The organism is Xanthomonas prunicola (assembly GCF_025266575.1).
Classification (GTDB): Bacteria; Pseudomonadota; Gammaproteobacteria; order Xanthomonadales; family Xanthomonadaceae; genus Xanthomonas; species Xanthomonas prunicola.
Genome location: NZ_CP096142.1, coordinates 2914652 through 2935314, shown reverse-complemented (window position 1 = coordinate 2935314; position 20663 = coordinate 2914652). Strand labels below are relative to the sequence as shown.

The 20663-nt window shown below is 65.8% G+C and carries 17 protein-coding genes; 5 read left to right on the top strand and 12 right to left on the bottom strand.

The window, feature by feature from the left end; all coding sequences use genetic code 11:
• Position 1 precedes the first annotated feature (1 nt).
• Together rpmB and M0D43_RS12410 are read right to left on the bottom strand one after the other, a co-directional pair.
• Positions 2-238: a 50S ribosomal protein L28 gene (rpmB, locus tag M0D43_RS12415; protein WP_002809459.1), complete on the bottom strand. Its 237-nt coding sequence runs from the start codon at positions 236-238 to the stop codon at positions 2-4.
• Between the two features lie 386 nt (positions 239-624).
• On the bottom strand, positions 625-3819 hold the full coding sequence (locus M0D43_RS12410; protein WP_252164861.1) for an efflux RND transporter permease subunit: 3195 nt from the start codon (positions 3817-3819) through the stop codon (positions 625-627).
• Between the two features lie 44 nt (positions 3820-3863).
• Here M0D43_RS12410 and M0D43_RS12405 point away from each other — a divergent pair, with 44 nt between their 5' ends.
• On the top strand, positions 3864-4118 hold the full coding sequence (locus M0D43_RS12405; RefSeq protein ID WP_260808315.1) for a hypothetical protein: 255 nt from the start codon (positions 3864-3866) through the stop codon (positions 4116-4118).
• Between the two features lie 529 nt (positions 4119-4647).
• On the opposite strand, the gene M0D43_RS12400 is transcribed toward M0D43_RS12405, so the two are convergent.
• The 5 genes from M0D43_RS12400 to rsmG form a co-directional block, all read right to left on the bottom strand.
• Positions 4648-5919: an efflux RND transporter periplasmic adaptor subunit gene (locus M0D43_RS12400; protein WP_252164860.1), complete on the bottom strand. Its 1272-nt coding sequence runs from the start codon at positions 5917-5919 to the stop codon at positions 4648-4650.
• A gap of 182 nt (positions 5920-6101) precedes the next feature.
• The gene (locus M0D43_RS12395; RefSeq protein WP_252164859.1) at positions 6102-7373 is read right to left on the bottom strand and encodes a TolC family protein; all 1272 of its coding nucleotides are present in this window, start codon (positions 7371-7373) and stop codon (positions 6102-6104) included.
• Between the two features lie 55 nt (positions 7374-7428).
• Positions 7429-7812 (bottom strand): DUF2946 family protein, encoded by a 384-nt coding sequence (locus M0D43_RS12390; protein ID WP_252164858.1) that lies wholly within the window; start codon positions 7810-7812, stop codon positions 7429-7431.
• A gap of 275 nt (positions 7813-8087) precedes the next feature.
• Positions 8088-9905 (bottom strand): DUF885 domain-containing protein, encoded by a 1818-nt coding sequence (locus M0D43_RS12385; protein ID WP_252164857.1) that lies wholly within the window; start codon positions 9903-9905, stop codon positions 8088-8090.
• Positions 9906-10071: 166 nt separating this feature from the next.
• Positions 10072-10713 carry a 16S rRNA (guanine(527)-N(7))-methyltransferase RsmG gene (gene rsmG, locus M0D43_RS12380; RefSeq protein ID WP_252164856.1) on the bottom strand — a complete coding sequence of 214 codons (642 nt, stop codon included), beginning with the start codon at positions 10711-10713 and terminating at the stop codon, positions 10072-10074.
• Positions 10714-10937: 224 nt separating this feature from the next.
• Here rsmG and M0D43_RS12375 point away from each other — a divergent pair, with 224 nt between their 5' ends.
• Both M0D43_RS12375 and M0D43_RS12370 read left to right on the top strand, forming a co-directional pair.
• Positions 10938-12569 carry an alkaline phosphatase D family protein gene (locus M0D43_RS12375; protein ID WP_252164855.1) on the top strand — a complete coding sequence of 544 codons (1632 nt, stop codon included), beginning with the start codon at positions 10938-10940 and terminating at the stop codon, positions 12567-12569.
• Positions 12570-12739: 170 nt separating this feature from the next.
• Entirely contained in the window at positions 12740-14311 is a 1572-nt protein-coding gene (locus M0D43_RS12370; protein ID WP_260807241.1) for an alkaline phosphatase D family protein, read from the top strand.
• Positions 14312-14329: 18 nt separating this feature from the next.
• Here the strand turns inward: M0D43_RS12370 and M0D43_RS12365 are convergent, their stop codons facing one another.
• Positions 14330-14926, bottom strand: coding sequence for a 4'-phosphopantetheinyl transferase family protein (locus tag M0D43_RS12365; protein WP_252164853.1), 597 nt, complete (start codon positions 14924-14926; stop codon positions 14330-14332).
• A gap of 126 nt (positions 14927-15052) precedes the next feature.
• Here M0D43_RS12365 and M0D43_RS12360 point away from each other — a divergent pair, with 126 nt between their 5' ends.
• Entirely contained in the window at positions 15053-15304 is a 252-nt protein-coding gene (locus M0D43_RS12360; protein ID WP_252164852.1) for a GlsB/YeaQ/YmgE family stress response membrane protein, read from the top strand.
• Positions 15305-15363: 59 nt separating this feature from the next.
• Here the strand turns inward: M0D43_RS12360 and M0D43_RS12355 are convergent, their stop codons facing one another.
• Both M0D43_RS12355 and xth read right to left on the bottom strand, forming a co-directional pair.
• On the bottom strand, positions 15364-15801 hold the full coding sequence (locus M0D43_RS12355) for a GFA family protein (protein ID WP_101364964.1): 438 nt from the start codon (positions 15799-15801) through the stop codon (positions 15364-15366).
• Entirely contained in the window at positions 15798-16577 is a 780-nt protein-coding gene (xth, locus tag M0D43_RS12350; protein WP_252164851.1) for an exodeoxyribonuclease III, read from the bottom strand. The genes M0D43_RS12355 and xth overlap by 4 nt, the downstream gene beginning before the upstream one ends.
• A gap of 383 nt (positions 16578-16960) precedes the next feature.
• Between xth and M0D43_RS12345 the strand changes: the two genes are divergently transcribed.
• On the top strand, positions 16961-18106 hold the full coding sequence (locus M0D43_RS12345; RefSeq protein ID WP_260807240.1) for an ROK family transcriptional regulator: 1146 nt from the start codon (positions 16961-16963) through the stop codon (positions 18104-18106).
• Between the two features lie 477 nt (positions 18107-18583).
• Here M0D43_RS12345 and M0D43_RS12340 read toward each other — a convergent pair whose 3' ends face one another.
• The gene (locus M0D43_RS12340) at positions 18584-20311 is read right to left on the bottom strand and encodes a cation acetate symporter (RefSeq protein WP_101364962.1); all 1728 of its coding nucleotides are present in this window, start codon (positions 20309-20311) and stop codon (positions 18584-18586) included.
• The gene (locus M0D43_RS12335) at positions 20308-20625 is read right to left on the bottom strand and encodes a DUF485 domain-containing protein (protein WP_017156033.1); all 318 of its coding nucleotides are present in this window, start codon (positions 20623-20625) and stop codon (positions 20308-20310) included. The genes M0D43_RS12340 and M0D43_RS12335 overlap by 4 nt, the downstream gene beginning before the upstream one ends.
• Between the last annotated feature and the right edge of the window lie 38 nt (positions 20626-20663).

Below are 20663 nucleotides of genomic sequence, written 5' to 3'. Positions count from 1 at the left end.
CTCAGACCTTTTCGCCGCGCGCGCGCAGCTCTTTCAGAACGGCATCAATCCCGTTCTTGTCGATGGTGCGCAATGCATGCGCGGAGACACGGAGCTTCACCCAGCGGTTTTCGCTGGCAACCCAGAAGCGACGCTCGTGCAGGTTGGGCAGGAAGCGACGACGGGTTCTGTTGTTTGCGTGGGAGACGTTGTTACCCGTCTGCACACGCTTGCCGGACACTTGGCATACGCGGGACATTACGCACCTCGATAAATGAATTGCCACCCATAGCCTGGGGAGCGGCGGCCCCGACAGCGCCAGGCTGTCACGCAACGTTGGGAATCAAGAACTTACGCTGGAACAGGCCGGCAACCCCATTGCGCTGGGTACCGCCATCCGGAGCGATCCGGGCACAGCGAGCCGCGCATTATGCACGGCTTTCCTATGTGCCGCAAGCACTTAGCGTGTCCGGGGCGCAGGCGGCGCCTGCGTCGAACCCGCGCTGCCACGTTGCGAACAATGGCTGCCGCGGCCCATTCTCCGACTGACTGGTCATCCGCATGGCGGCACACACGGCCTAACCATGCCGTGCATGCCCAGACCGCGGAGCACGCAGGAGGCACGCGGCGGCCGCGTCGCGTCCGCTAGTCACTCGCTCCACGCCCCTGAAGCGCTGACCGCTCCCGATGCAGCCAGCGATACAGCACCGGCAACACCAGCAGAGTGAGCATGGTGGAGGAGGCGATGCCGCCGATCACCACCGTGGCCAGGGGGCGCTGCACCTCGGCACCGGCACCAACGTTGAAGGCCATCGGCACGAAACCCAGCGCGGCCACCAATGCGGTCATTAGCACCGGCCGCAGGCGCGACAACGCGCCTTCGCGCACTGCCTGTTCCAGCGGCATGCCATCTGCGCGCAGGCTGCGCACGAAAGCGATCATCACCAGGCCATTGAGCACCGCCACACCCGACAACGCGATAAAACCCACGCCGGCAGAAATCGACAACGCCAGCCCGCGCAGCGCCAACGCCACCACGCCCCCGGTCAGTGCCAGCGGCACGCCGCTGAACACCACCAGCGCATCGCGCAGCGAACCGAATGACCAGTACAGCAGTGCAAAAATCAGCAGCAACGTGCCTGGCACCACCCAGGCCAGGCGTTGGCTGGCAGAGATCAATTGCTCGAAGGGACCGCCGTAGCCGATCCAGTAGCCGGTGGGTAGCGCCACCTCGGCCTGCACGCGTTGCTGCACCTCGGCCACAAAACTGCCCAGGTCGCGATCGCGCACGTTGGCGGTGATCACGAGGCGGCGCTTGCCGTCTTCGCGATTGATCTGGTTCGGGCCGAGGACGGTTTCGATCCTGGCAACCTCACGCAACGGCACGGTGGTCGGCTCGCCGCTACGCCAGCCGGCAGCGCGGCCGGATTCGTCGGCATCGCCACGCTCGCCATCGCCGCGCAACGGGATCGGCAGGTCCGCCAATGCGGCCGGGTCCTGACGCAGGCCCTCCGGCAGCCGTACCACGATGTCGAACCGGCGGTCGCCTTCGAACAGTTGCCCGGCCGGCTGCCCACCCACCGCACCCGCAACGGTGTCCTGCACCACGCCGGGATTGAGCCCGTAGCCAGCCAGTGCAGCGCGGTCGGGCACCACTGCCAGCATCGGCAGGCCGGTGGCCTGTTCCAGGCTGACGTCGGCCGCGCCCGGCACCGTGCTGGCGACCTGCTGTACACGCTGCCCCAGCTTGACCAGCGTGGCCAGATCGTCGCCATAGACCTTGATCGCCACATCCGCACGCACGCCGGAAATCAGCTCGTTCATGCGCATCTGGATCGGCTGGGTGAACTCGTAATTGTTGCCGGGCAGCTGCTTCACCGCTTCCTCGATCTCGGCCACCAACTGCGCCTTGGGCTTGCGCGGATCCGGCCATTGCGCGCGTGGATGCATGATCAGGAACGTATCGGCCACCGACGGCGGCATCGGGTCGGTGGCCACTTCGGCGGTACCGATTTTGCTGAAGACATGCGCCACTTCCGGAAACTGCTTGATGCGTTTTTCCAGCGTGGACTGCATGGTGATGGACTGTTCCAGGCTGGTACCGGGAATGCGCAAGGCATGCAGGGCCACATCGCCTTCATCCAGATTGGGGATGAATTCGCTGCCCAGCCGCGTGGACAGCAGCGCACACAGCGCCACCGTGGCCAGCGCCGCACTACCGACCCAGCGGCCGTGGTGCAGCGCGCGATCCAGCAAGGGCGCATACACCCCGCGCGCCCAGCGCATCGCACGGTTTTCGTGTTCGGCCACCTTGCCGCCGAGCAACAAGGCGATCGCTGCGGGGACAAAAGTGAGCGACAGCAACATCGCGCCGCTGAGCGCCAGCACCACGGTGATCGCCATCGGATGGAACATCTTGCCTTCGATGCCGGTGAGCGCGAACACCGGCAGATACACCGCGGTGATGATGCCCAGGCCGAACAGGCTGGGCCGGATCACCTCTGCCGTGGCTTCGGCAGTCAGTTCGAAACGCTCGTCGCGCTCGAGCACACGCCCCAGGCGCAGTTGCGCCTGCCCGAAGCGGCGCAGGCAGTTCTCCACGATGATCACCGCGCCATCGACGATCAAGCCGAAATCCAGCGCACCCAGACTCATCAGGTTGCCGGACACGCCACCGTGCACCATGCCGGTAAGGGTGAACAACATCGCCAGCGGAATCACCGCGGCCGTGATCAGGGCCGCGCGCACATTGCCCAGCAGCAGGAACAGCACCACGATCACCAGCAAGGCGCCTTCGATCAGATTCTTGGCGACGGTGACGATGGTGCGGTCCACCAACGCGGTGCGGTCGTACACCGGCACCGCCTGCACGCCGGCAGGCAAGCTGGCGTTGGCTACTTTCAAACGCTCGGCAGCCGCCTGCGACACGGTGCGGCTATTGGCGCCGACCAGCATGAACACCGTGCCGAGCACCACCTCGGTGCCGTCCTGGGTGGCCGCACCGGTGCGCAACTCGCGCCCCTCGCCGACCTGCGCCACATCGCGCACCCGGATCGGCACGCCTTGCCGCCGGTCCAGCACAATCGCGCCGATCTGCGCGCTATCGTCCACCTGCCCCGGCACGCGCACCAGAAACTGCTGGCCGTTGCGTTCGATATAGCCGGCGCCGATGTTGCGGTTGTTGGCCTGGACCGCTTGCACGACGTCGTCCAGGGTGAAGCCCAACGCGACCAGCCGCGCCGGGTCGGGCGTGATGTGGATCTGCCACGCATACCCGCCGATGGTGTTGACCTCGGTCACGCCCGGCACATTGCGCAGCTGCGGGCGCACCACCCAATCCTGCAAGGTGCGCAGATCGGTTGCCGTCCACGCACTGCCATCGGGCTTGCGTGCATTGGGCTTGGCCTCGACCGTGTACATGAAGATCTCGCCCAGGCCGGTGGCGATCGGCCCCAGCTGTGGTTCCAGCTCGGCCGGCAATTGCGATTTGACCTGCTGCAAACGCTCGGCCACCTGCTGCCGCGCGAAATACAGATCGGTGCCATCGGCAAACACGGCGGTCACCTGCGACAGACCATAGCGCGACAGCGAGCGCGTGGATTCCAGCCCTGGTAACCCTGCCAGTACCGTCTCCAGCGGGAATGTCACCCGCTGTTCGGATTCCAGCGGCGAATAACCCGGTGCCGCGGTGTTGACCTGCACCTGCACATTGGTGATGTCGGGTGTCGCATCGATCGGCAAGCGCGAAAAACTCCACGCACCGATTGCAATCAAGACGCCTGTCAATGCCAGCATCAACCAGCGCTGTGCAATCGCCAAGCGGATGATGTGGGTCAGCATGACAAGCCCCTCCGTACATACCCGGTACCGCACTGCGCCAGCCAGTGTCCTCGCCGTGCCACCGACCGATAGCGCAGCCTCCCTACCGCGATGCTGCGCAACACGCCAAACGAACAACCACCCGCCCACCAGCGCTGTTGCTGTTGCTGTTGCTGTTGCTGTTGCTGTTGCTGTTGCTGTTGCTGTTGCTGTTGCTGTTGTTGTTGTTGTTGGTTGCTTTCGGGGCCCCATACCGCAGCGGCAAGGCCGGCAGATACAACCCGCAGGGCGCCGCGCATGGATGCGCGGTGTTTTTGTAAGGGACACGGATTTCCCTTACAAAAATTTCTGCCGGACTTGCGCACCCGCAGCGCCGCAGGCGCGGAGGGCGCGAGGACGGGGTGTGCTTTCTTTTGGTTACTTTTCTTTGCACAAGCAAAGAAAAGTGACTCGCGCCCGACAGGGCGTGAAAGCCTTTGCCCTGCCCTGAAAGGGCAAGAAAGCCTTTGCCCTGCCCTGAAAGGGCAAGAAAGCCTTTGCCCTGCCCTGAAAGGGCAAGAAAGCCTTTGCCCTGCCCTGAAAGGGCAAGAAAGCCTTTGCCCTGCCCTGAAAGGGCAAGAAAGCCTTTGCCCTGCCCTGAAAGGGCAAGAAAGCCTTTGCCCTGCCCTGAAAGGGCAAGAAAGCCTTTGCCCTGCCCTGAAAGGGCAAGAAAGCCTTTGCCCTGCCCTGAAAGGGCAAGAAGGCCTTTGCCCTAATCCGAAAGGGCGCGAACGCCTGGACCTTGGCATGTCCCCCTGTGCACGACAAACACCCTCAGTCAGGCATGCACTAGCGCTTCCCACCATCAGATCAATGCTCATGCGAGGCCCCCGATTTTTCGATATCGGCCTTCACCAGATAACTCTGCTCCACCACCACCGTATCGCCCACGGCCAGACCCGATCGCACTTCCACCTGCTGCGCATCGCGTGCGCCAAGCTTCACAGGCCGCGCTTCGTACACATCGCCCACTCGTACAAACACCACCTCCCGGTCACGCACCTGTTGTAGCGCGCCCACCGGCACCACCATCGCCGCCGGCTGCTGCGCCACCGTTACCCGCGCTTTGACTGCAGAGCCCGGCCGCCACAAGCCATCGCTATTGCGCAACACCGCACGCGCCACGGTGCTCTGGCTCGCCGTGGCAGTGCCCGGCAACACACGCTCCAGGGTGGTCTGCGCCACCACGCCATCGCTCATGCGTGTCACCGTCACTGGTGCGCCGGCGGTGATGTGCCCGGCGTCGGCACCGAAGATGTGCAGATCCACCCACAGAGTCGATAAGTCGGCGATTTCGAACAGCGCCTGACCTTCGCCTGCGTTGCTGCCCACGCTGGCGTTACGCGCAAGCACGGTGCCGCTGATCGGTGCGCTGATCGAATAGGTGGTCAGGCTCAGATTGCTCTCCACCGTGGCCAGCACCTGGCCGGCGCGCACCTGGTCGCCGACATTGACGCGCAGGCTGCGTACCGGGCCGGGAAAGCGCGCGGTGGCCTGCGCTTGCGCACCTTCTGCCGGCGTCAGTAGCCCCTGCACTTCGTGCTGGTCGGCGATGCTGCCGGCGCCGACGGCGGCCACACGGATGCCCGCGTCCTGCGCGATCGTGGCCGCGATGGTGGTGCGCCCCTCATAACTGGGATAGCTCCAGCGATGGGTCTTGCCCTGGACGGTGGCACGCACGTCCACATCGAACGAATGCGGCTCGCTTACCGTGGTGTCGGCTAGCAGACTGCCATCCCCGCGCGGCTGCAATCGATGCACGTCGTTGACGCCGCCAAGCCGCTTCAGATGCACTTCCACGCTACCAGCGGTGGCTGGCACCGGTTTGCCATCGCGGTAGAGCCAGGCCTGGTAGGTGGGTGGCGTGCCGTCTTCGGCGATCGCCAGCTCCACACTGTCGCCGTCCTGGTTGAGCAGCCGTCCGCCATGCGTGCCGGTGTGGCCTTCGTCGCCATGCGCATCGGCATCTGCCTCGCCTTTGGCGGCAGTGTCTGCGTGGTCATCGTGCGATGCTTCGCTGCTGCGGCCACAGCCGCCGAGCAATAGCGCCAGCAGCAGCAGCGCAATCATGAAACGTGTCATCGAAGGGAATCCTGGTTGGCGCCGGCGCGTTGCGTCGGGCGAACAAATAAAGATGCGTTGCCCTGGAAATGCGCCAGGCGTGGGCAGCGTTTCGCGAGCGCTGGGTGCCGACATCACTGCGGATGCAGCGATTCCAACCAGGCCCACGCACACGGCATGAAAACGCAGTACTGAAACAGCGTTCATGGCGTCACCTGCGCTGCGGGATCAATGACGAACGGCTGCCCGGTCAGGCGCTGGATTTCGATCAACGCGGTCTGCGCGTCCAGTGCGGCGGCCAGTTGCTGCTGACGTGCATCGCTGCGTTGCGCCTGCAGCTGCGCCCAGTCCAGATAACTGGTGGCGCCGGCGCGATAAGCGCGCTCGGCTGCGGCATCGGCACGTGCGAGTGCGGGCAGCACATCGCTGCGCATGCGCGTGACTTCCAACTGTGCAGCACGGTAGCGGCCATGCGCGTCGGCCAGCGTTGCGTAGAGCGTCAGCGCCTGCGATTGACGTTCCAGATCCAGCAACGACAGCTCCGCTTCGGCGGCGCGGATCTCCGGCTGCGCGCGTGCTGCGCCACCCAACGCCAGCGAGACGCTGCCGAGCAACGCAGTGGCGTCGTTACCTTCGAGCCGACGTACGCCCACCTGCCAGTCCAGATCCGGGCGCGCCTGGCTGCGTGCCAAGCGCACACGTGCCTCGCGCACGCGCTGTTCGCCATTCAAACGCGCCAGTTCCGGCGTGGCATCGAGCAACTGCGCCAACACCTCGAACTCGGGAATGTCCGGTAGCTGCAACGGGTCGCCGGTGATGGCGCCGACGTCCGGCGTGCGCTCGCCCCACAACATCGCCAATTGGCGGTGTGCGGCGAGTAGTTCCTGTTGAGCGCGGTCGCGGTCGAGTTCTGCGCGCGCCTGCAAGGCCTGGGCGGTCAGCAACACCGATTCCGGCGACGCGCCGGCCTGCAGCCGTTGGCGCGCAGCACTGGCGGTGCGTTGGCGCTGGGCCAGCGTTTCCAGCGCCACTGCGTGCCGCTGCGTGGCCATGCCGATGGCCAGGTAGCGCCGCGCCACTTCGGCCAGCACATCCAGCCGGGCCAGGGCGCGTTGCGGCGCCAGCGTGTCGATACGCGCTTGCGCCAGGGTGCGGCGCGCGTCGAGCTTGCCGCCGCGTTCCAGCACGCCGGCCAGGGTGACGGTGAGTTCTGCCTGGTCCAGCGCGCGGGTGGGGCCGGTGCCGAACACGTTTTCCAGTTCGGCGCCGATGCGCAACGGCGGACGCAGTGCGTCGCGTTCGGCGTCGGCGATGAGGACCGCGCGTTGGCCATCGGCCAGGCGCAGATCGGGGTGCTGGCGGGCAACGCGTGCAATGGCGTCGTCCAGGGTCAGCACGGGTTTGGGCGGCAGGTCCTGCGCATTGGCGCACGGCGCAACCGCGAAAACGGCAAGCGCCGTCAGTCGCAACCACATGAGGGTGTCTCCGGAATCGGGATCGATGGACAGGCCGGCAGTTGCCGGCGGTGCATCAGACCGTGATCGGAGGACGCAACCCGGTCTCGCTCAGACGCGAGCGGTAATCGGTGGTCAGCACGGGCGGCTGCCCGTGCGCGCGCGCAGGCAACGGACCCCAGGCAAGCGCCGGCAGCATGGCCGGGCTGTGCCCGTGGCAATAGCCGCTGTGCATCAAGGCATGCATCAAACCCGCACCGTCGCGTTCGCCGGCATCGCCTTCGTCGGCGCCGTCATGGCCATGCGGTGCGGTGTCGTCCAGATGTGCCTGGTCGTGCGCCAACGCATGCACATCACCCAGCGCGCAAGCGACCGGTGCGACAAGCACGCCCATGACCAGCACCAGCAACGCGATCAGGCGCAGCGAGGGGGGCAATCGACGGGCGCGGCGAAGCAGCATGGCCGCAGCGTATAGAGGCGGGGGTGGTTACACAATTGCACGGGGTATCGCGGTGTTTGGTATGGCCGGTGGCTTCTAAAGCTGGTGGTCCGAATGCGCGGTGCCCTCGCCGCTCGCGGGACACGCCGTGCCCCATCCATGGAGTTCGATGGCAGCATCCATGCCGCAAGCGGCGAGGACACCGCACCAGACAGTTGGCTGGTGTTTGTCGAGAGCAAAGGGCACCGCACCACACCGTTGGTCGGCGGGTCGGCCCAGCGGGCATCAAGCCCGCATCACGGTGCCGCGCGACGGACCGGTTTGGCGTCTATCGGGCGGGCCTTGCTTTCGGCGATGAAGGCACGCACCTGCTGCTCCAGCACCGGCAAGGTGACCGAGCCCTGGCGCAGCACCACATCGTGGAAGGCCTTGATGTCGAAGCGCTCGCCTAGCGCCTTTTCAGCTTCGCCACGCAGCTTGACGATGGTGATCTCGCCCAGCTTGTAGCTCAGCGCCTGGCCGGGCCAGGAGATGTAACGGTCCACTTCGGTGGTGACTTCGTGCTCGCTGAGCGCGGTGCGGTCGCGCAGATAGGCCAGTGCCTGTTCGCGGCTCCAGCTGTCGTGGTGCACGCCGGTGTCGATCACCAACCGGCAGGCGCGCCACATCTCGTAGGTGAGCCGGCCGAACTCTTCGTACGGTGTTTCGTAGATGCCCATCTCCTGGCCGAGCTTCTCGGTGTACAGCGCCCAGCCCTCGCCGTAGGCGGAGATGTAGTTCTCACGCCGGAAGGCCGGTTGCTCGCCCTGCTCGAGCGCCAGCGATCCCTGCAGCGAATGACCCGGCGAGGACTCATGCAGGGTCAGCGCCGGCAGGTTGTACAACGGCCGCGATGGCAGGTTGTAAGTGTTGACCCAGTAGGTGGTGGCACCACCGCGGCCAGCGGTCCAGAACGGAGCGATATCGTCGGGCACCGGCTTGATGGTGAAGCGCCCGCGCGGCAGCGTGCCGATGAACTTGCCCACCTGCCCATCCACGCGCTTGGAAATCCACGCGGCGCGATCGAGCAACTCCTGCGGGGTCTTGGCGTAGAACTGTGGATCAGTGCGCAGGAAGGCCAGGAACTGCGCGAACGTACCCTTGAACCCCACCTGTTTGATGATCGCGTTCATCTGGGTCTGGATACGCGCCACTTCGTCCAGGCCAATCTGATGAATCTGCTCAGGGCTAAGTTCCAGCGTGGTGTATTCGCGGATCTGCTGCAGATAGAACGCCTTGCCGTCGGGCAATGCTTCGGCGGCCAGCGTGGTGCGTGCCTTGGGCATGTACTCGTTGCGAAAGAAGGTCAGCAACTTGCTGTACGCCGGAAGGACCTGCGTGCGCAGCGCCGCCTTGGCCTGTTCGCGCAGTTGCGCCTGCTCGGCGGCGGGGATCTGCGCAGGCAGCTGCTTGAACGGTGCGTAGAAGGTCGATTCGGTGGGGTCTTTGACATCGGCCACGGTGGCGATGGACACATCGCGCCCGTCCAGCACTGCGCGGGGCACACTGAATCCGCGTGCCAGGCCGGCGCGCATGTTGACCGTCTGCTGGTCGAAGTAGCGCGGCACATCGTTCAGGCGCGCGATGTAAGCGCGGTACTCGGCCGCGGTCTTCATCGGCCGCTGCGCCATGAAGCCCAGATTCGACCAGAACGAACTATCGGAATTGAATGGCATCTCGTAGGCACGCAGACGCACTTCGGCCGCCAGGTTCTCCACCTGCGGGCGGTAAATGGCGAAGTTGATCCGATTGGCCGGCGAGAGCTGCTTCGGGTCGATACCGTCGAGCTGCCTGAGCACGCCGTCCCACACGGCCAGCCGTGCTTGCTGCGCGGCCGCGCTGACATCGGGCAGATGCGTGTTGTCGCCAGTGGTGTCGCTGTCTTCGTCGGCCTGCCCGGTCTCGGCCTGGCGCCAGGCCCACTCTTTTTCATAGATGGCGCGGAAGCGCGCGTCGGCAGGTGCTTCGGCGGTCAGTGTGGCCGGGGCAGGGGGCGTGGCGGCCTGCGCCGAAGTGGCGGCAAAGCCTGCGCCCAACAGGGCGAGCGAAAGTGCGGCGGCGAGCGGAGAGGTCACGTGCGGAAAGCCTGATCTGGAGCGAACGCCCGATCATGGCAGCACCCGGGCGTGCTGCCATGGGCCGGAAGTCCCAACGCGACGATTGCAGCTTGGCAAGCATCTGCGCGCTGGGGATCTTCAGGGCGGTGCCGGTACCCGCCGCTGGCACAGGCGGCTCGCTGCTTCAGTCAGCCTTGCGCACCACCACCAGATGCCGCTCGCCCTCCAGACCGGGCACCTGCAGCGGGTGTACCTCGGCCACGCTCCAGCCGTCGGGCAGTGCGGCGATTTCTTCGTGCGGATAGACGCCCTTCATCGCCAACAAGCTGCCGCCCGGGCGCAGCAGGTGGCCGCCGACGGCGATGATGCCGGCCAGCGTGTCCAGCGCGCGTGCGGTGAGGTGGTCGTAGGCGGCTGGCTCGTCCAGCGCTTCGGCGCGCGATTCGGCCACGCGGGCGTTGCGCAGCTCCAGATGGCGCAGGGCCTCGCGCATGAAGCGCGCCTTCTTGCCATTGCTTTCCACCAGCGTCACCTGCAGCTGCGGGCGAGTGATCGCCAACGGGATGCCGGGCAGGCCGGGGCCGGTGCCGAGATCGGCCAGGGTGCCGCTGGCGATGTAGGGCTGCATGGCCAGCGAGTCGAGCAGATGGCGGGTGACCATCTCGCGCGGGTCGCGCACGGCGGTGAGGTTGTAGGTCTTGTTCCAGCGCAACAGCAAGGCCAGGTAGCGCAACAGCGGCGCGGCGAAGGCCGCATCCAGGGATTGGGCCTGCAGGCCGCGTTCGAGCGCGGCGGAGACATCGGGGGCAAGTGCGGCATCGTTCATGGCGCAATTATCGCAGCTGGGCTGGCGGGCATGCGCGTAACGATGAGGACGGTACTGCGAGGGCTGGCGTGGTTGCCTCCGCAAGTCGCTCATCTGCTGCGTGATGCTCGTCCTACGCCGTGGCGGCCTCTGCTGAACGAGCGGCAGTGACGCTGTCACGCATGACACAAAACTGACATGTCGTGACCACAGCATGGTCGTGTCTGCTTGCCTGCCCTTTATCCATGCCTGTGATCGACCCGTCTGCCGCCGCCCTCCTGGCTGATTCCGCTGCCACCACGCTCGCTCCACCGGATCCTGGCCGGCGGCGCATCCTTATCGCTGGCGCCGGTCTGGCTGCGGCGGGGCTGCTCAGTCCCTTCGCACGCGCCAGCGGTAGTGCCGACCCTTTCACGCTGGGCGTGGCGGCCGGTGACCCCTTGGCCGATGGCTTCGTAATCTGGACGCGGCTGGCACCCCGCCCGCTGGACCCGGACGGACGCGGCGGCCTGAGCGCAGCGGTGCCAGTGCGCTGGCAGGTGGCCAGCGACCCGGCGATGCGCACCATCGTGCGCCAGGGCGAGACCGTCGCCAGCCCCGTCTGGGGCCACGCGGTGCACGTGGAGCTGACCGGCCTGGCGGCCGATCGCCCTTACTGGTACTGCTTTCAGGCACTGGGGGCACGCAGCCCGATCGGCAGCGCGCGTACCTTGCCGGCAGCGCATCAGATGCCGGACACGGCGCGGTTCGGGTTTGTCTCCTGTTCGCACTGGGAACTGGGGTATTTCAGCGCCTACCGCCACCTCGCCGCAGAACAGCCGGACCTGGTGTTCTTCCTGGGCGATTACATCTACGAATACAGCAACCACGGCGCAGCGGCGAACAAGGTCGTGCGCCCGCACGGCAGCGGCGAGTGCCTGGATCTGGCCGGCTACCGCAATCGCTACGCGCTCTACCGCACCGACCCGGACCTGCAGGCGCTGCATGCCGGCAGCGCCTGCGTGGCGACCTGGGACGACCACGAGGTGCAGAACGATTACGCCAACCGCTGGTCGCAGGACCCGTCGATTCCGGTCGACACCTTTCTGGCCCGGCGCGCTGCCGCCTACCGCGCCTTTTACGAACATTTCCCGCTGCGGGCCCGGCATCGCCCGCACGGCGCGGACATGCGCATCTACCGCTCGCTGGATTACGGCCAGCTGGCGCGTTTTTACGTGCTCGATGGCCGCCAGTACCGTAGCGAGCAACCCTGCCCGCAGGCCAATGGCTGGCGCGGCGGCCACGTGGTGGCCGACAGTTGCCGCGAGCGCACCGACCCGCAGCGCACCATGCTCGGTTGGGAGCAGGAGCGCTGGCTGCATGGCGGCTTCGCCCAGTCACCTGCGCGCTGGAACGTCATTGCGCAGGATTTGCTGGTGGCACCGATGCGGCAGGCAGGGCGCGATGGCGTGGTCGGGCACTGGACCGACGGCTGGGATGGCTACCCGGCGACGCGCGAGCGCATGCTCGATGCGATTGCCAAGACGCGCTTGCGTAACCCGGTGTTCTGGGGCGGCGACATCCACTCGTACTGGGTCACCGATCTGAAGGCCGATCCGGCCGACGACGCGTCGGCAACGCTGGCCACCGAATTCGTCGGCACCTCGATCACCTCCGACGGCCAGAGCAATGTCGAACTGCACGCGACCATGGCAGCCAACCCGCACGTGCATTACGTGGACGGCGAAACGCGCGGCTATGTGTCGGTGACGGTCACGCCAGGACGGATGGAAACGCGGCTGCAAGGCATCTCCGATCGGCGCGACCGCAACGCCACGGTGTCGACGACGAAACGTTTCATGGTGGAAGACGGCAGACCCGGCGCAATGGAGGCCTGAGCTGCGGCAGCGTAAGTCTGCACTGCGCCGAAACGGCTGCCCATAGCACTCCGATCACGGCACACCGTGTCGGCCATCGCATTGAGGCGGTCAGACGTAGGAATGGACATGCAGCGGTAAGACGGCAGCGCTACACCTGCACGCTGCTGCAGCTGCCTGAAGGACACGCCATGACCGCCTCCGATCCCGCCCGCCGCCGCATCCTGCAAGGGTTGGGGGCCGGTTTGTTGCTGCCGGCCGCTACCGGTTGGTCCACACGCGCTCTGGCCGCGCCGTCGGGGCGACCGACCATCACCGACGGCGTGCAAAGCGGCGATGTGCTGGACGGCCGCGCGATGCTGTGGAGCCGTGCCGATCGCCCAGCGCGGTTGCGCGTGGAATGGGACACCCGCCCAAGCCTGCGCCAGGCGCGACGCGTGGACGGCACGATGGCGTCGCCGGCGCACGACTTCACCGCACGCGCGGATCTGAGCGGCCTGCCGCGCGATCAGGACATCTTCTATCGCGTGCGCTTCGAAGATGCAGACAGCGGTGTCCTGAGCGCGCCCGTCCACGGCCATTTACGCAGTGCGCCGCAGGCGCGTGGCGATGTGCGCTTTGTCTGGAGCGGCGATACCGTGGGCCAGGGCTTCGGCATCAATCCGGAGATCGGCGGCATGCGTATCTACAGCGCGATGCGCGAGCGCAATCCGGATTTCTTCCTGCACAGCGGCGACACCATCTATGCCGATGGCCCGATTCCGGCCGAGCTGATCGTGGAAGAAGGCAAGCGCTGGCGCAACCTCACCACTGCGGCCAAGAGCAAGGTGGCCGAAACGCTGGACGAATTCCGCGGCAACTACCGCTACAACCTGCTCGATGCGCATGTGCGCCGCTTCAATGCCGAGGTGGCGCAACTCTGGCAATGGGACGACCACGAAACCACCAACAACTGGTCGCCCGGCAAGCAGTTGGATGCGCGCTACCAGGTGCGCGACATCGACGTGCTGGCCAAGCGCGCTCGCCAGGCGTTCCTGGAATATGCGCCGATGCGCGGCGTGCGCGCCGATGGCAACGGACGCATCTATCGCAAGATTTCCTACGGCCCGCTGCTGGATGTGTTCGTGCTGGACATGCGCAGTTACCGCGGCGCCAACAGCGACAACCTGCAACCGCAACCCGGCCCCGATGCCGCGTTTCTCGGGCCGGAACAATTGGCGTGGCTGCAACGCGAACTGGCCGGCTCACGCGCGCAGTGGAAAGTGATTGCTGCCGACATGCCGATCGGCCTGCAAGTGCCCGATGGCGAAGATGCGAACGGGCGCCCGCGCTGGGAAGCGATTGCCAATGGCGATCCCGGCGTGCCGCGTGGCCGCGAACAGGAAATCGCCGCGCTGTTGCGCTTCATCAGCCACGCACGCATCCGCAATACGGTGTGGCTCACCGCCGATGTGCATTACTGCGCGGCCCATTACTACCATCCCGACCGGGCGGCGTTTCAGCAGTTCGAGCCATTCTGGGAATTTGTCGGCGGCCCGCTCAATGCCGGCAGTTTCGGGCCCAATGCGCTGGATGCCACGTTTGGCCCGAGCGTGGTGTTTCAAAAGGCACCACCTGCGCCCAACACGTCACCGCTGGCCGGTTACCAGTTCTTCGGCGAAGTGGAGATCGATGGCCGCAGCGGCGTGCTCACGGTGACCTTGCGCGACCTGGATGGCGTGGCGCAGTTTCGTCAGCCGATTCTGCCGCACGGTGTGACGTAACAACACGCGGCGGCCGGCTTACGCGTCCGCCAACGGATAAAACGCCAACGCCGCGCGACACTCCGGTGCAGCCCACCATTCGTGCAACTGCCATTGCGCGGCCTGGCCGAGTGCCGGATCGCACCACTGCAGGTGCAGCGCGCCGTCGGGCGTGAGTGCATATGCAAGCCGATGCAAGCCGAACGACAGCCCATGCCCATATGCCTTGAGCAAGGCTTCCTTTGCGCACCACAGCCGAAAGAACAGCGCGTGTTGTGCGTCCGGCGCCAGCGCGGTGAGCAAGGCGATTTCGTCGGGATGGAAGAAGCGTTGCGCGATCTCCAGCACGCGCGGACGCGCGCGGATGCGCTCCAGATCCACACCCAGCCTCACGCCTTCGCCCAGCCCCACCAGCAGATACTCGCCGCTATGGCTCCAACCGGTATCGCGGTCGGGGAGCGCCGGCTGCAGCGATGGACGCCCGCGTGCATCGCGCTGCAAGGGCACCAGCGCCGGGTCGATGCCCAGCGCCAGGCCAAGCAGCTGACGTGCCTGCGGCTCGCCGCGTTCGCCGTGCCGGTGCGGGCGCAGCCACAGCTGCACTGGGCCAACCCGCCAATTCGCGTGCGCTGTCACGCGCTGTGCACCAAGCCAAACGCTTGGCGACGCCGTTCATGGCGCTCGACAGCTGCTTCACGCGCAGCTGCGTTGAATGGCGCCCATGCACCACCTCCGGTGCACGTGAACAAGGAGATCAGCAACATGGGCATCATCATCTGGTTGATCGTCGGCGGCGTCGTGGGTTGGCTGGCCAGCATCATCATGCGTCGCGATGCACAACAGGGCATCATCCTCAATGTGGTGGTCGGCATCGTCGGTGCGCTGATCGCTGGTTTCCTGTTCGGCGGCGGCATCAACCAGGCCATCACGCTGTGGACCTTCGTGTGGTCGCTGGTGGGTGCGGTGATCCTGCTGGCCATCGTCAATCTGTTTACCCGCGGCCGCCTGCGCTAACGTATCGCCTCACACACCTGGCTCCATGCAACGCCCGGGTCTGCCCGGGCGTTGTCGTATCAGCCTTCCGCAGCAGCGCGATCGGCCGGATGGTTGACACCGTCTTCCACCGGCACGGCGATGTTCAGCGCATAGGGGTTGACGCCTTCCAGGCAGCCGACGTTGTAGCCGTATTCGTTGGGATTGGAGCGGCGCCGGTGATGGGTGTAAATACCGCACACACCGCAGAAATAATGCGCAGCGGCGTGTGTGTTGAACTGATACAGGCGCAGCACCTCTTCGCCCTGCAGCACGTGCAGGCCATCGAGCGGGACCGAGGCGACGATGGCGCCACGCCGGCGGCACATCGAACAATCGCAACGACGCGGATCGAGCAGGCCATGCGGCAGATCCAGATCGATTTGCACTGCACCGCAGTGGCAACTCAGACGATGCACCGGCGCCAGCGTGACATCGCCTACTTTGTGCGTGCTGCGACGCAGATGCCGCTCGCTCATGCGCCCGCCTCCGCCAGCCGTACCCACGCCGGCGCATGATCGCTGGGGCGTTCCCAGGTACGCGGTTCGCGGTCGATGCCCGACGCCACGGCGCGCGCGCGCAAGGCATCGGACACCAGCGTCAGGTCGATGCGCAGGCCAAGATTGCGACGGAAGCCGGCCTGGCGGTAATCCCACCAGCTGAACTGCTCGGCATCCTGGTTGTGCAACCGGAATGCATCGTGCAGGCCCAGCGCCAGCAGTTTTTCCAACGCGGCGCGTTCGTCGGTCGAGGTGAGGATGTGGTGCTCATTCCACACCGTCGCATCGTGCACGTCGCGCGCATCCGGGGCGATGTTGAAGTCGCCCAGCACCACCAGCTGCGGATACTTTTGCAGCTCCTGGGCGATCCACTCGTGCGCTGCGGCCAGCCAACGCAATTTGTAGGCGTACTTGTCGGTGCCCACGTCCTGGCCGTTGACCACATACAGATCGATGATGCGCACGCCATCGACCGTGGCGGCGATGACGCGCTGCTGCACGTCGTCGAAGCCGGGGATGCCCATCTGCACGTCCAGCGCCGGCGAACGCGACAGGATCGCGACACCGTTGTACGTCTTCTGCCCGCAGAACACGCTGCGGTAGCCCAGCGCAGCCAGTGCTGCGTCCGGAAACTTATGGTCTTCCAGCTTGGTTTCCTGGATCCCCACCACATCCGGCGCGAACGCGGTGAGCCACTGTTGCAGGTGCGGCAGACGCACGTTGAGCGAGTTGACGTTCCAGGAGGCAATCTTCATGGCGTGGACCGTGGTTCAAACCACCAATGGTACCGCGCATGTGCCGTGCCTCAGGACGGTGGAGCAATGCGTCCCCGCGTTGGAGGGCAACGGGGCACGCGTGCCACGCAATGCAGCGATGGATGCGGGCGCATTTGTGCACGTCCCGTCCAGATGCGTGCCGCATGTTTAGATGCCGACGGACGACCGGGCGCGCTTGCCGTCGAGCGGCGGCACGGGGGCGTCTACCTGCAAATCAGGACCAGTTGAGACAACTGCCACGGGCGACAGCACGAGAGTGGCATCTGCAAGTAACAGCAGCGATCAATCAATCATTTACTGAGAATTTAGTTAGCCCAGCCGACGTGGGTAAGCTAGCGCTACCCCCTATGACGCCGCTAGCCATGCCGTCATCAGCCGCCGTCGCGTTGCCGCCGCATTCGCCAGCTCTTCCCAATCTGAGCATCAACGAGCGCGACATGCTCGACCGCCTGCGGCGGGCCGGCGTACTTACCCGTGCCGACCTCAGCCGGGGCACCGGAACGACCGTGCAGACCGCAGTGCGTCTGATCGAAGGTCTGCAAGCGCGCGGCATGGTGCAGATGGGCGAATCGGTGGCGCGCAACGGGCGCGGCAAGCCCGGCGTGGCGGTGTCGCTGAATCCGGCGTACGGGCACACGCTGGGTATCTCCATCGCCACCGATGCGCTGACCTTGGCGCTGGCGGATTTTTCCGGAGCGGTGTTGGCCGTCAGCGAGACCGCGCTGACCGATACCACCTTGTACGGCGTGCTCACCCAGCTGCAGGCCGCCGATGCCGCGCTGCTGGCACGTGCGGACGCGGCTGGCACGCGCCTGGGCGTCGGCGTTGCAATGAGTGGGTTTTTCACCGGGGAGGATGCCTTCATCAACCCGCCCGAGCCGCTGCGCGCCCTGGGTCAGATCGCCCTGTGCCCGTGGCTGGCCGAGACGTTCGGGCAACCGGTGTGGATGGATAACGACGGCAGCGTTGCCGCTGCTGGCGAAGCGATGCTGGGCGTGGGTCAGCGCTACCGCGACTTTGCGTATCTGTTTCTGAGTTACGGTCTGGGGGGCGGCCTGGTCATCGACGGCCAGGTCATGCGTGGCGCACGTGGCAATGCGGGCGAGTTCGCCGGCATGTTGCCGGCGCAGCAGATGGAGTGCCCCACCCTGGAACTGCTGCGGGAACTGCTGGCCGAAGACGGCGTGGCATTCGCCGATGTGCGCAGCGTGCTGGCGGCCTACGATCCGGCCTGGTCGGCGATCGAGCGTTGGATCGCCCGCAGCGCACCGGGGATATCGTTGATCGTTTCCGCCATCACGGCCGTGTGCGACCCCGAAGCCATCGTGTTTGGCGGTCGCCTGCCGGGCGATCTGGCGCAGCGCTTGATCGCCGCGGTGCAGATCGACAACCTGCCACGCCGCGACCATGACCGCCCGATGCCCTTGCTGCTTCCGGCCGAAGCGCCGGCCGATGCCTGCGCGATTGGCGCGGCCACCTTGCCGTTGAAGGCGCGTTACTTCCGCTAAGCGCGTCGCCGGTGGACGCACGGCGGCGTCGCTACGTTTCTTGCTGCCAGTCGATGCGCTGGTGAGCGGAAGACGGCGGTGCCACTTCGCGGTTGCACGCGTGTGGCAGTCATCGTCGAACACCTCCACGTGCCTGTTGCTGCTGTCGTTGGGGTGAGCGCATCCAGCACCTTGTGCTCGGCTTGCAGCGGTGCAGCCGCATTGTCGGTGGCGCCAGTGACGGGCATGCCGCCAGTCGCTAGGCCGCGCACAAGCCGGGTCGCACGCATGTAGCAGTGGCGACTCCACCAGCCACGCCAAGGTTCGATGGCATCGCGGTGACCTGCCCACAGCGCATGCGCTGCCACGCTGGCCAGTAACGTGCTGAGTCTTAGTGCGATCGTCCAGCCGAGTCCTCGCCAGGACAGCAGCCTCCCAAACGCAAAACGCCGGCACTGGGCCGGCGTCTGCGATCACAATACCAATGACGCCGGTCGATCAGTGACCGGACGCACCGCTGGCACCCAGGCCGGTTTCGGCACGGATCTGCTGCGCCTTGAACGCTGCGCGTTCGTTGGCTGCCTGCGGGCTGCGATCCAGCACCGAGAACAACCAGATGCCGACAAAGCCGATCGTCATCGAGAACAGCGCCGGCGAGGTGTACGGGAACGGCGCCGAGCCGGCTGCGTTCCCCAGCGTATCCACCCACACCGACGGCGACAGGATCGTCAGCACCAGCGAAGAGATCAGGCCGAGGAACCCGCCAGTCACTGCGCCACGGGTGGTGCAGTTCTTCCACAACAACGACAGGATCAGCACCGGGAAGTTGGCCGAGGCCGCGATGGCGAATGCCAGCGACACCATGAAGGCCACGTTCTGCTTCTCGAACACGATGCCCAGCAGCACCGCGATCACGCCCAGCACCAAGGTGGTGGCACGCGAGACCTTGAGCTCCGAGCCCGGCGCCGGGTTGCCCTTCTTCATCACCGTGGCATACAGGTCATGCGACACCGCCGAGGCGCCGGACAGGGTCAACCCTGCCACCACCGCCAGGATGGTGGCGAAGGCCACCGCCGAGATGAAGCCCATGAACACGTTGCCGCCGACCGCATTGCCGACCAGCACCGCCGCCATGTTGGCCGCGCCCTTGCCGCCGTGGATGGTGCCGGTGGCAACATCGGCGAACTGCGGGTTGGTCAGCACCAGCGCGATCGCACCGAAGCCGATGATGAAGATCAGGATGTAGAAGTAGCCGATCCAGGTGGTCGCCCACAGCACCGACTTGCGCGCCTGCTTGGCATCGGGAACGGTGAAGAAGCGCATCAGGATGTGCGGCAGGCCGGCGGTGCCGAACATCAACGCCATGCCGAACGAGATCGCCGAGATCGGGTCCTTCACGAAGCCGCCCGGGCCCATGATCGCCAGGCCTGCTTTTGCCGCATCCTCGGGCGATGCGCCGCCGTTGGCCGCAATGGCCGTCTTCACCCGCACGCCCTCGGCAAACAGCGCCTCGAAGCTGAAGTTGAAGTGCCACATGATCGCCACGGCCATGAAGGTCACGCCGGTCAGCAGCAGCACGGCCTTGATGATCTGCACCCAGGTCGTTGCGGTCATGCCGCCGAACAGCACGTAGATCATCATCAGTACGCCGACCAGGGTCACCGCGACCCAGTAGTCCAGGCCGAACAGCAGCTTGATCAACGCACCGGCACCGACCATCTGTGCGATCAGATAGAACAACACCACCACCAGCGTGCCGGACGCGGCGAAGCTGCGGATGGCGGTCGGCGCGAAGCGGTAGCCGGCCACGTCGGCAAAGGTGTACTTGCCGAGGTTGCGCAGCCGTTCGGCCATCAGGAAGGTCAGGATGGGCCAACCGACCAGAAAGCCGATCGCATAGATCAGGCCATCGTAACCGTTGGCCATCACCGCCGCGGTAATGCCCAGGAACGAGGCCGCCGACATGAAGTCGCCAGCGATCGCCAGGCCGTTCTGAAAACCGGTGATGCCGCCGCCGGCAGTATAGAAGTCAGCGGCCGACTTGGTCTTGGCCGCCGCCCACTTGGTGATCCACAAGGTGCCCAGCACGAAGAAACCGAACATGCCGATCGCCACCCAGTTGGTAGGCTGCTTGTCGACCTGGCCCATGTCGCCGCCAGCGGCCAGTGCGAGGCCTGCCGGCAGCAGGCCGGCCAGAATCAGGAGAAGGCGCGAAGTCTTGCTCATTTGCGGGCTTCCTCAAGGATCTGCGCGGTCAGCTGGTCATAGGTGTTGTTGGCGCGACGCACGTAGATGGCGGTGATGACGATGGTGAACACCATCACCCCGATCGCGATCGGAATGCCGATCGAGGTCACGCCGGCACCGATTGGCTTGGCGAGGAACTCCTTATCGAACGCGATCAGGCCGATGTAGCCGTAATAGGCCAGCAACATCAGCACGGTGAGTGTCCAGCCCAGCGTGTTGCGCTGACGCTTGAGTGCGTGGTACTTCGGATTGGCATCGATCTTGGCGATCAACGCGTCATTCGAGACGGTCATGGTCTGTCTCCTGGAGTGCGGGCGGCATGGCCCGCCCA

Bases quoted from the DNA above. Each gene is read 5' to 3' on its own strand.
- M0D43_RS12335 (WP_017156033.1), bottom strand. From the start codon at position 20,625: ATGACCGTCTCGAATGACGCGTTGATCGCCAAGATCGATGCCAATCCG.
- rsmG (WP_252164856.1), bottom strand. From the start codon at position 10,713: ATGAACGATGCCGCACTTGCCCCCGATGTCTCCGCCGCGCTCGAACGC.
- M0D43_RS12340 (WP_101364962.1), bottom strand. From the start codon at position 20,311: ATGAGCAAGACTTCGCGCCTTCTCCTGATTCTGGCCGGCCTGCTGCCG.
- M0D43_RS12370 (WP_260807241.1), top strand. From the start codon at position 12,740: ATGACCGCCTCCGATCCCGCCCGCCGCCGCATCCTGCAAGGGTTGGGG.
- rpmB (WP_002809459.1), bottom strand. From the start codon at position 238: ATGTCCCGCGTATGCCAAGTGTCCGGCAAGCGTGTGCAGACGGGTAAC.
- M0D43_RS12375 (WP_252164855.1), top strand. From the start codon at position 10,938: ATGCCTGTGATCGACCCGTCTGCCGCCGCCCTCCTGGCTGATTCCGCT.
- M0D43_RS12360 (WP_252164852.1), top strand. From the start codon at position 15,053: ATGGGCATCATCATCTGGTTGATCGTCGGCGGCGTCGTGGGTTGGCTG.
- M0D43_RS12345 (WP_260807240.1), top strand. From the start codon at position 16,961: ATGCCGTCATCAGCCGCCGTCGCGTTGCCGCCGCATTCGCCAGCTCTT.
- M0D43_RS12390 (WP_252164858.1), bottom strand. From the start codon at position 7,812: ATGCTGCTTCGCCGCGCCCGTCGATTGCCCCCCTCGCTGCGCCTGATC.
- M0D43_RS12400 (WP_252164860.1), bottom strand. From the start codon at position 5,919: ATGACACGTTTCATGATTGCGCTGCTGCTGCTGGCGCTATTGCTCGGC.
- xth (WP_252164851.1), bottom strand. From the start codon at position 16,577: ATGAAGATTGCCTCCTGGAACGTCAACTCGCTCAACGTGCGTCTGCCG.
- M0D43_RS12355 (WP_101364964.1), bottom strand. From the start codon at position 15,801: ATGAGCGAGCGGCATCTGCGTCGCAGCACGCACAAAGTAGGCGATGTC.
- M0D43_RS12395 (WP_252164859.1), bottom strand. From the start codon at position 7,373: ATGTGGTTGCGACTGACGGCGCTTGCCGTTTTCGCGGTTGCGCCGTGC.
- M0D43_RS12410 (WP_252164861.1), bottom strand. From the start codon at position 3,819: ATGCTGACCCACATCATCCGCTTGGCGATTGCACAGCGCTGGTTGATG.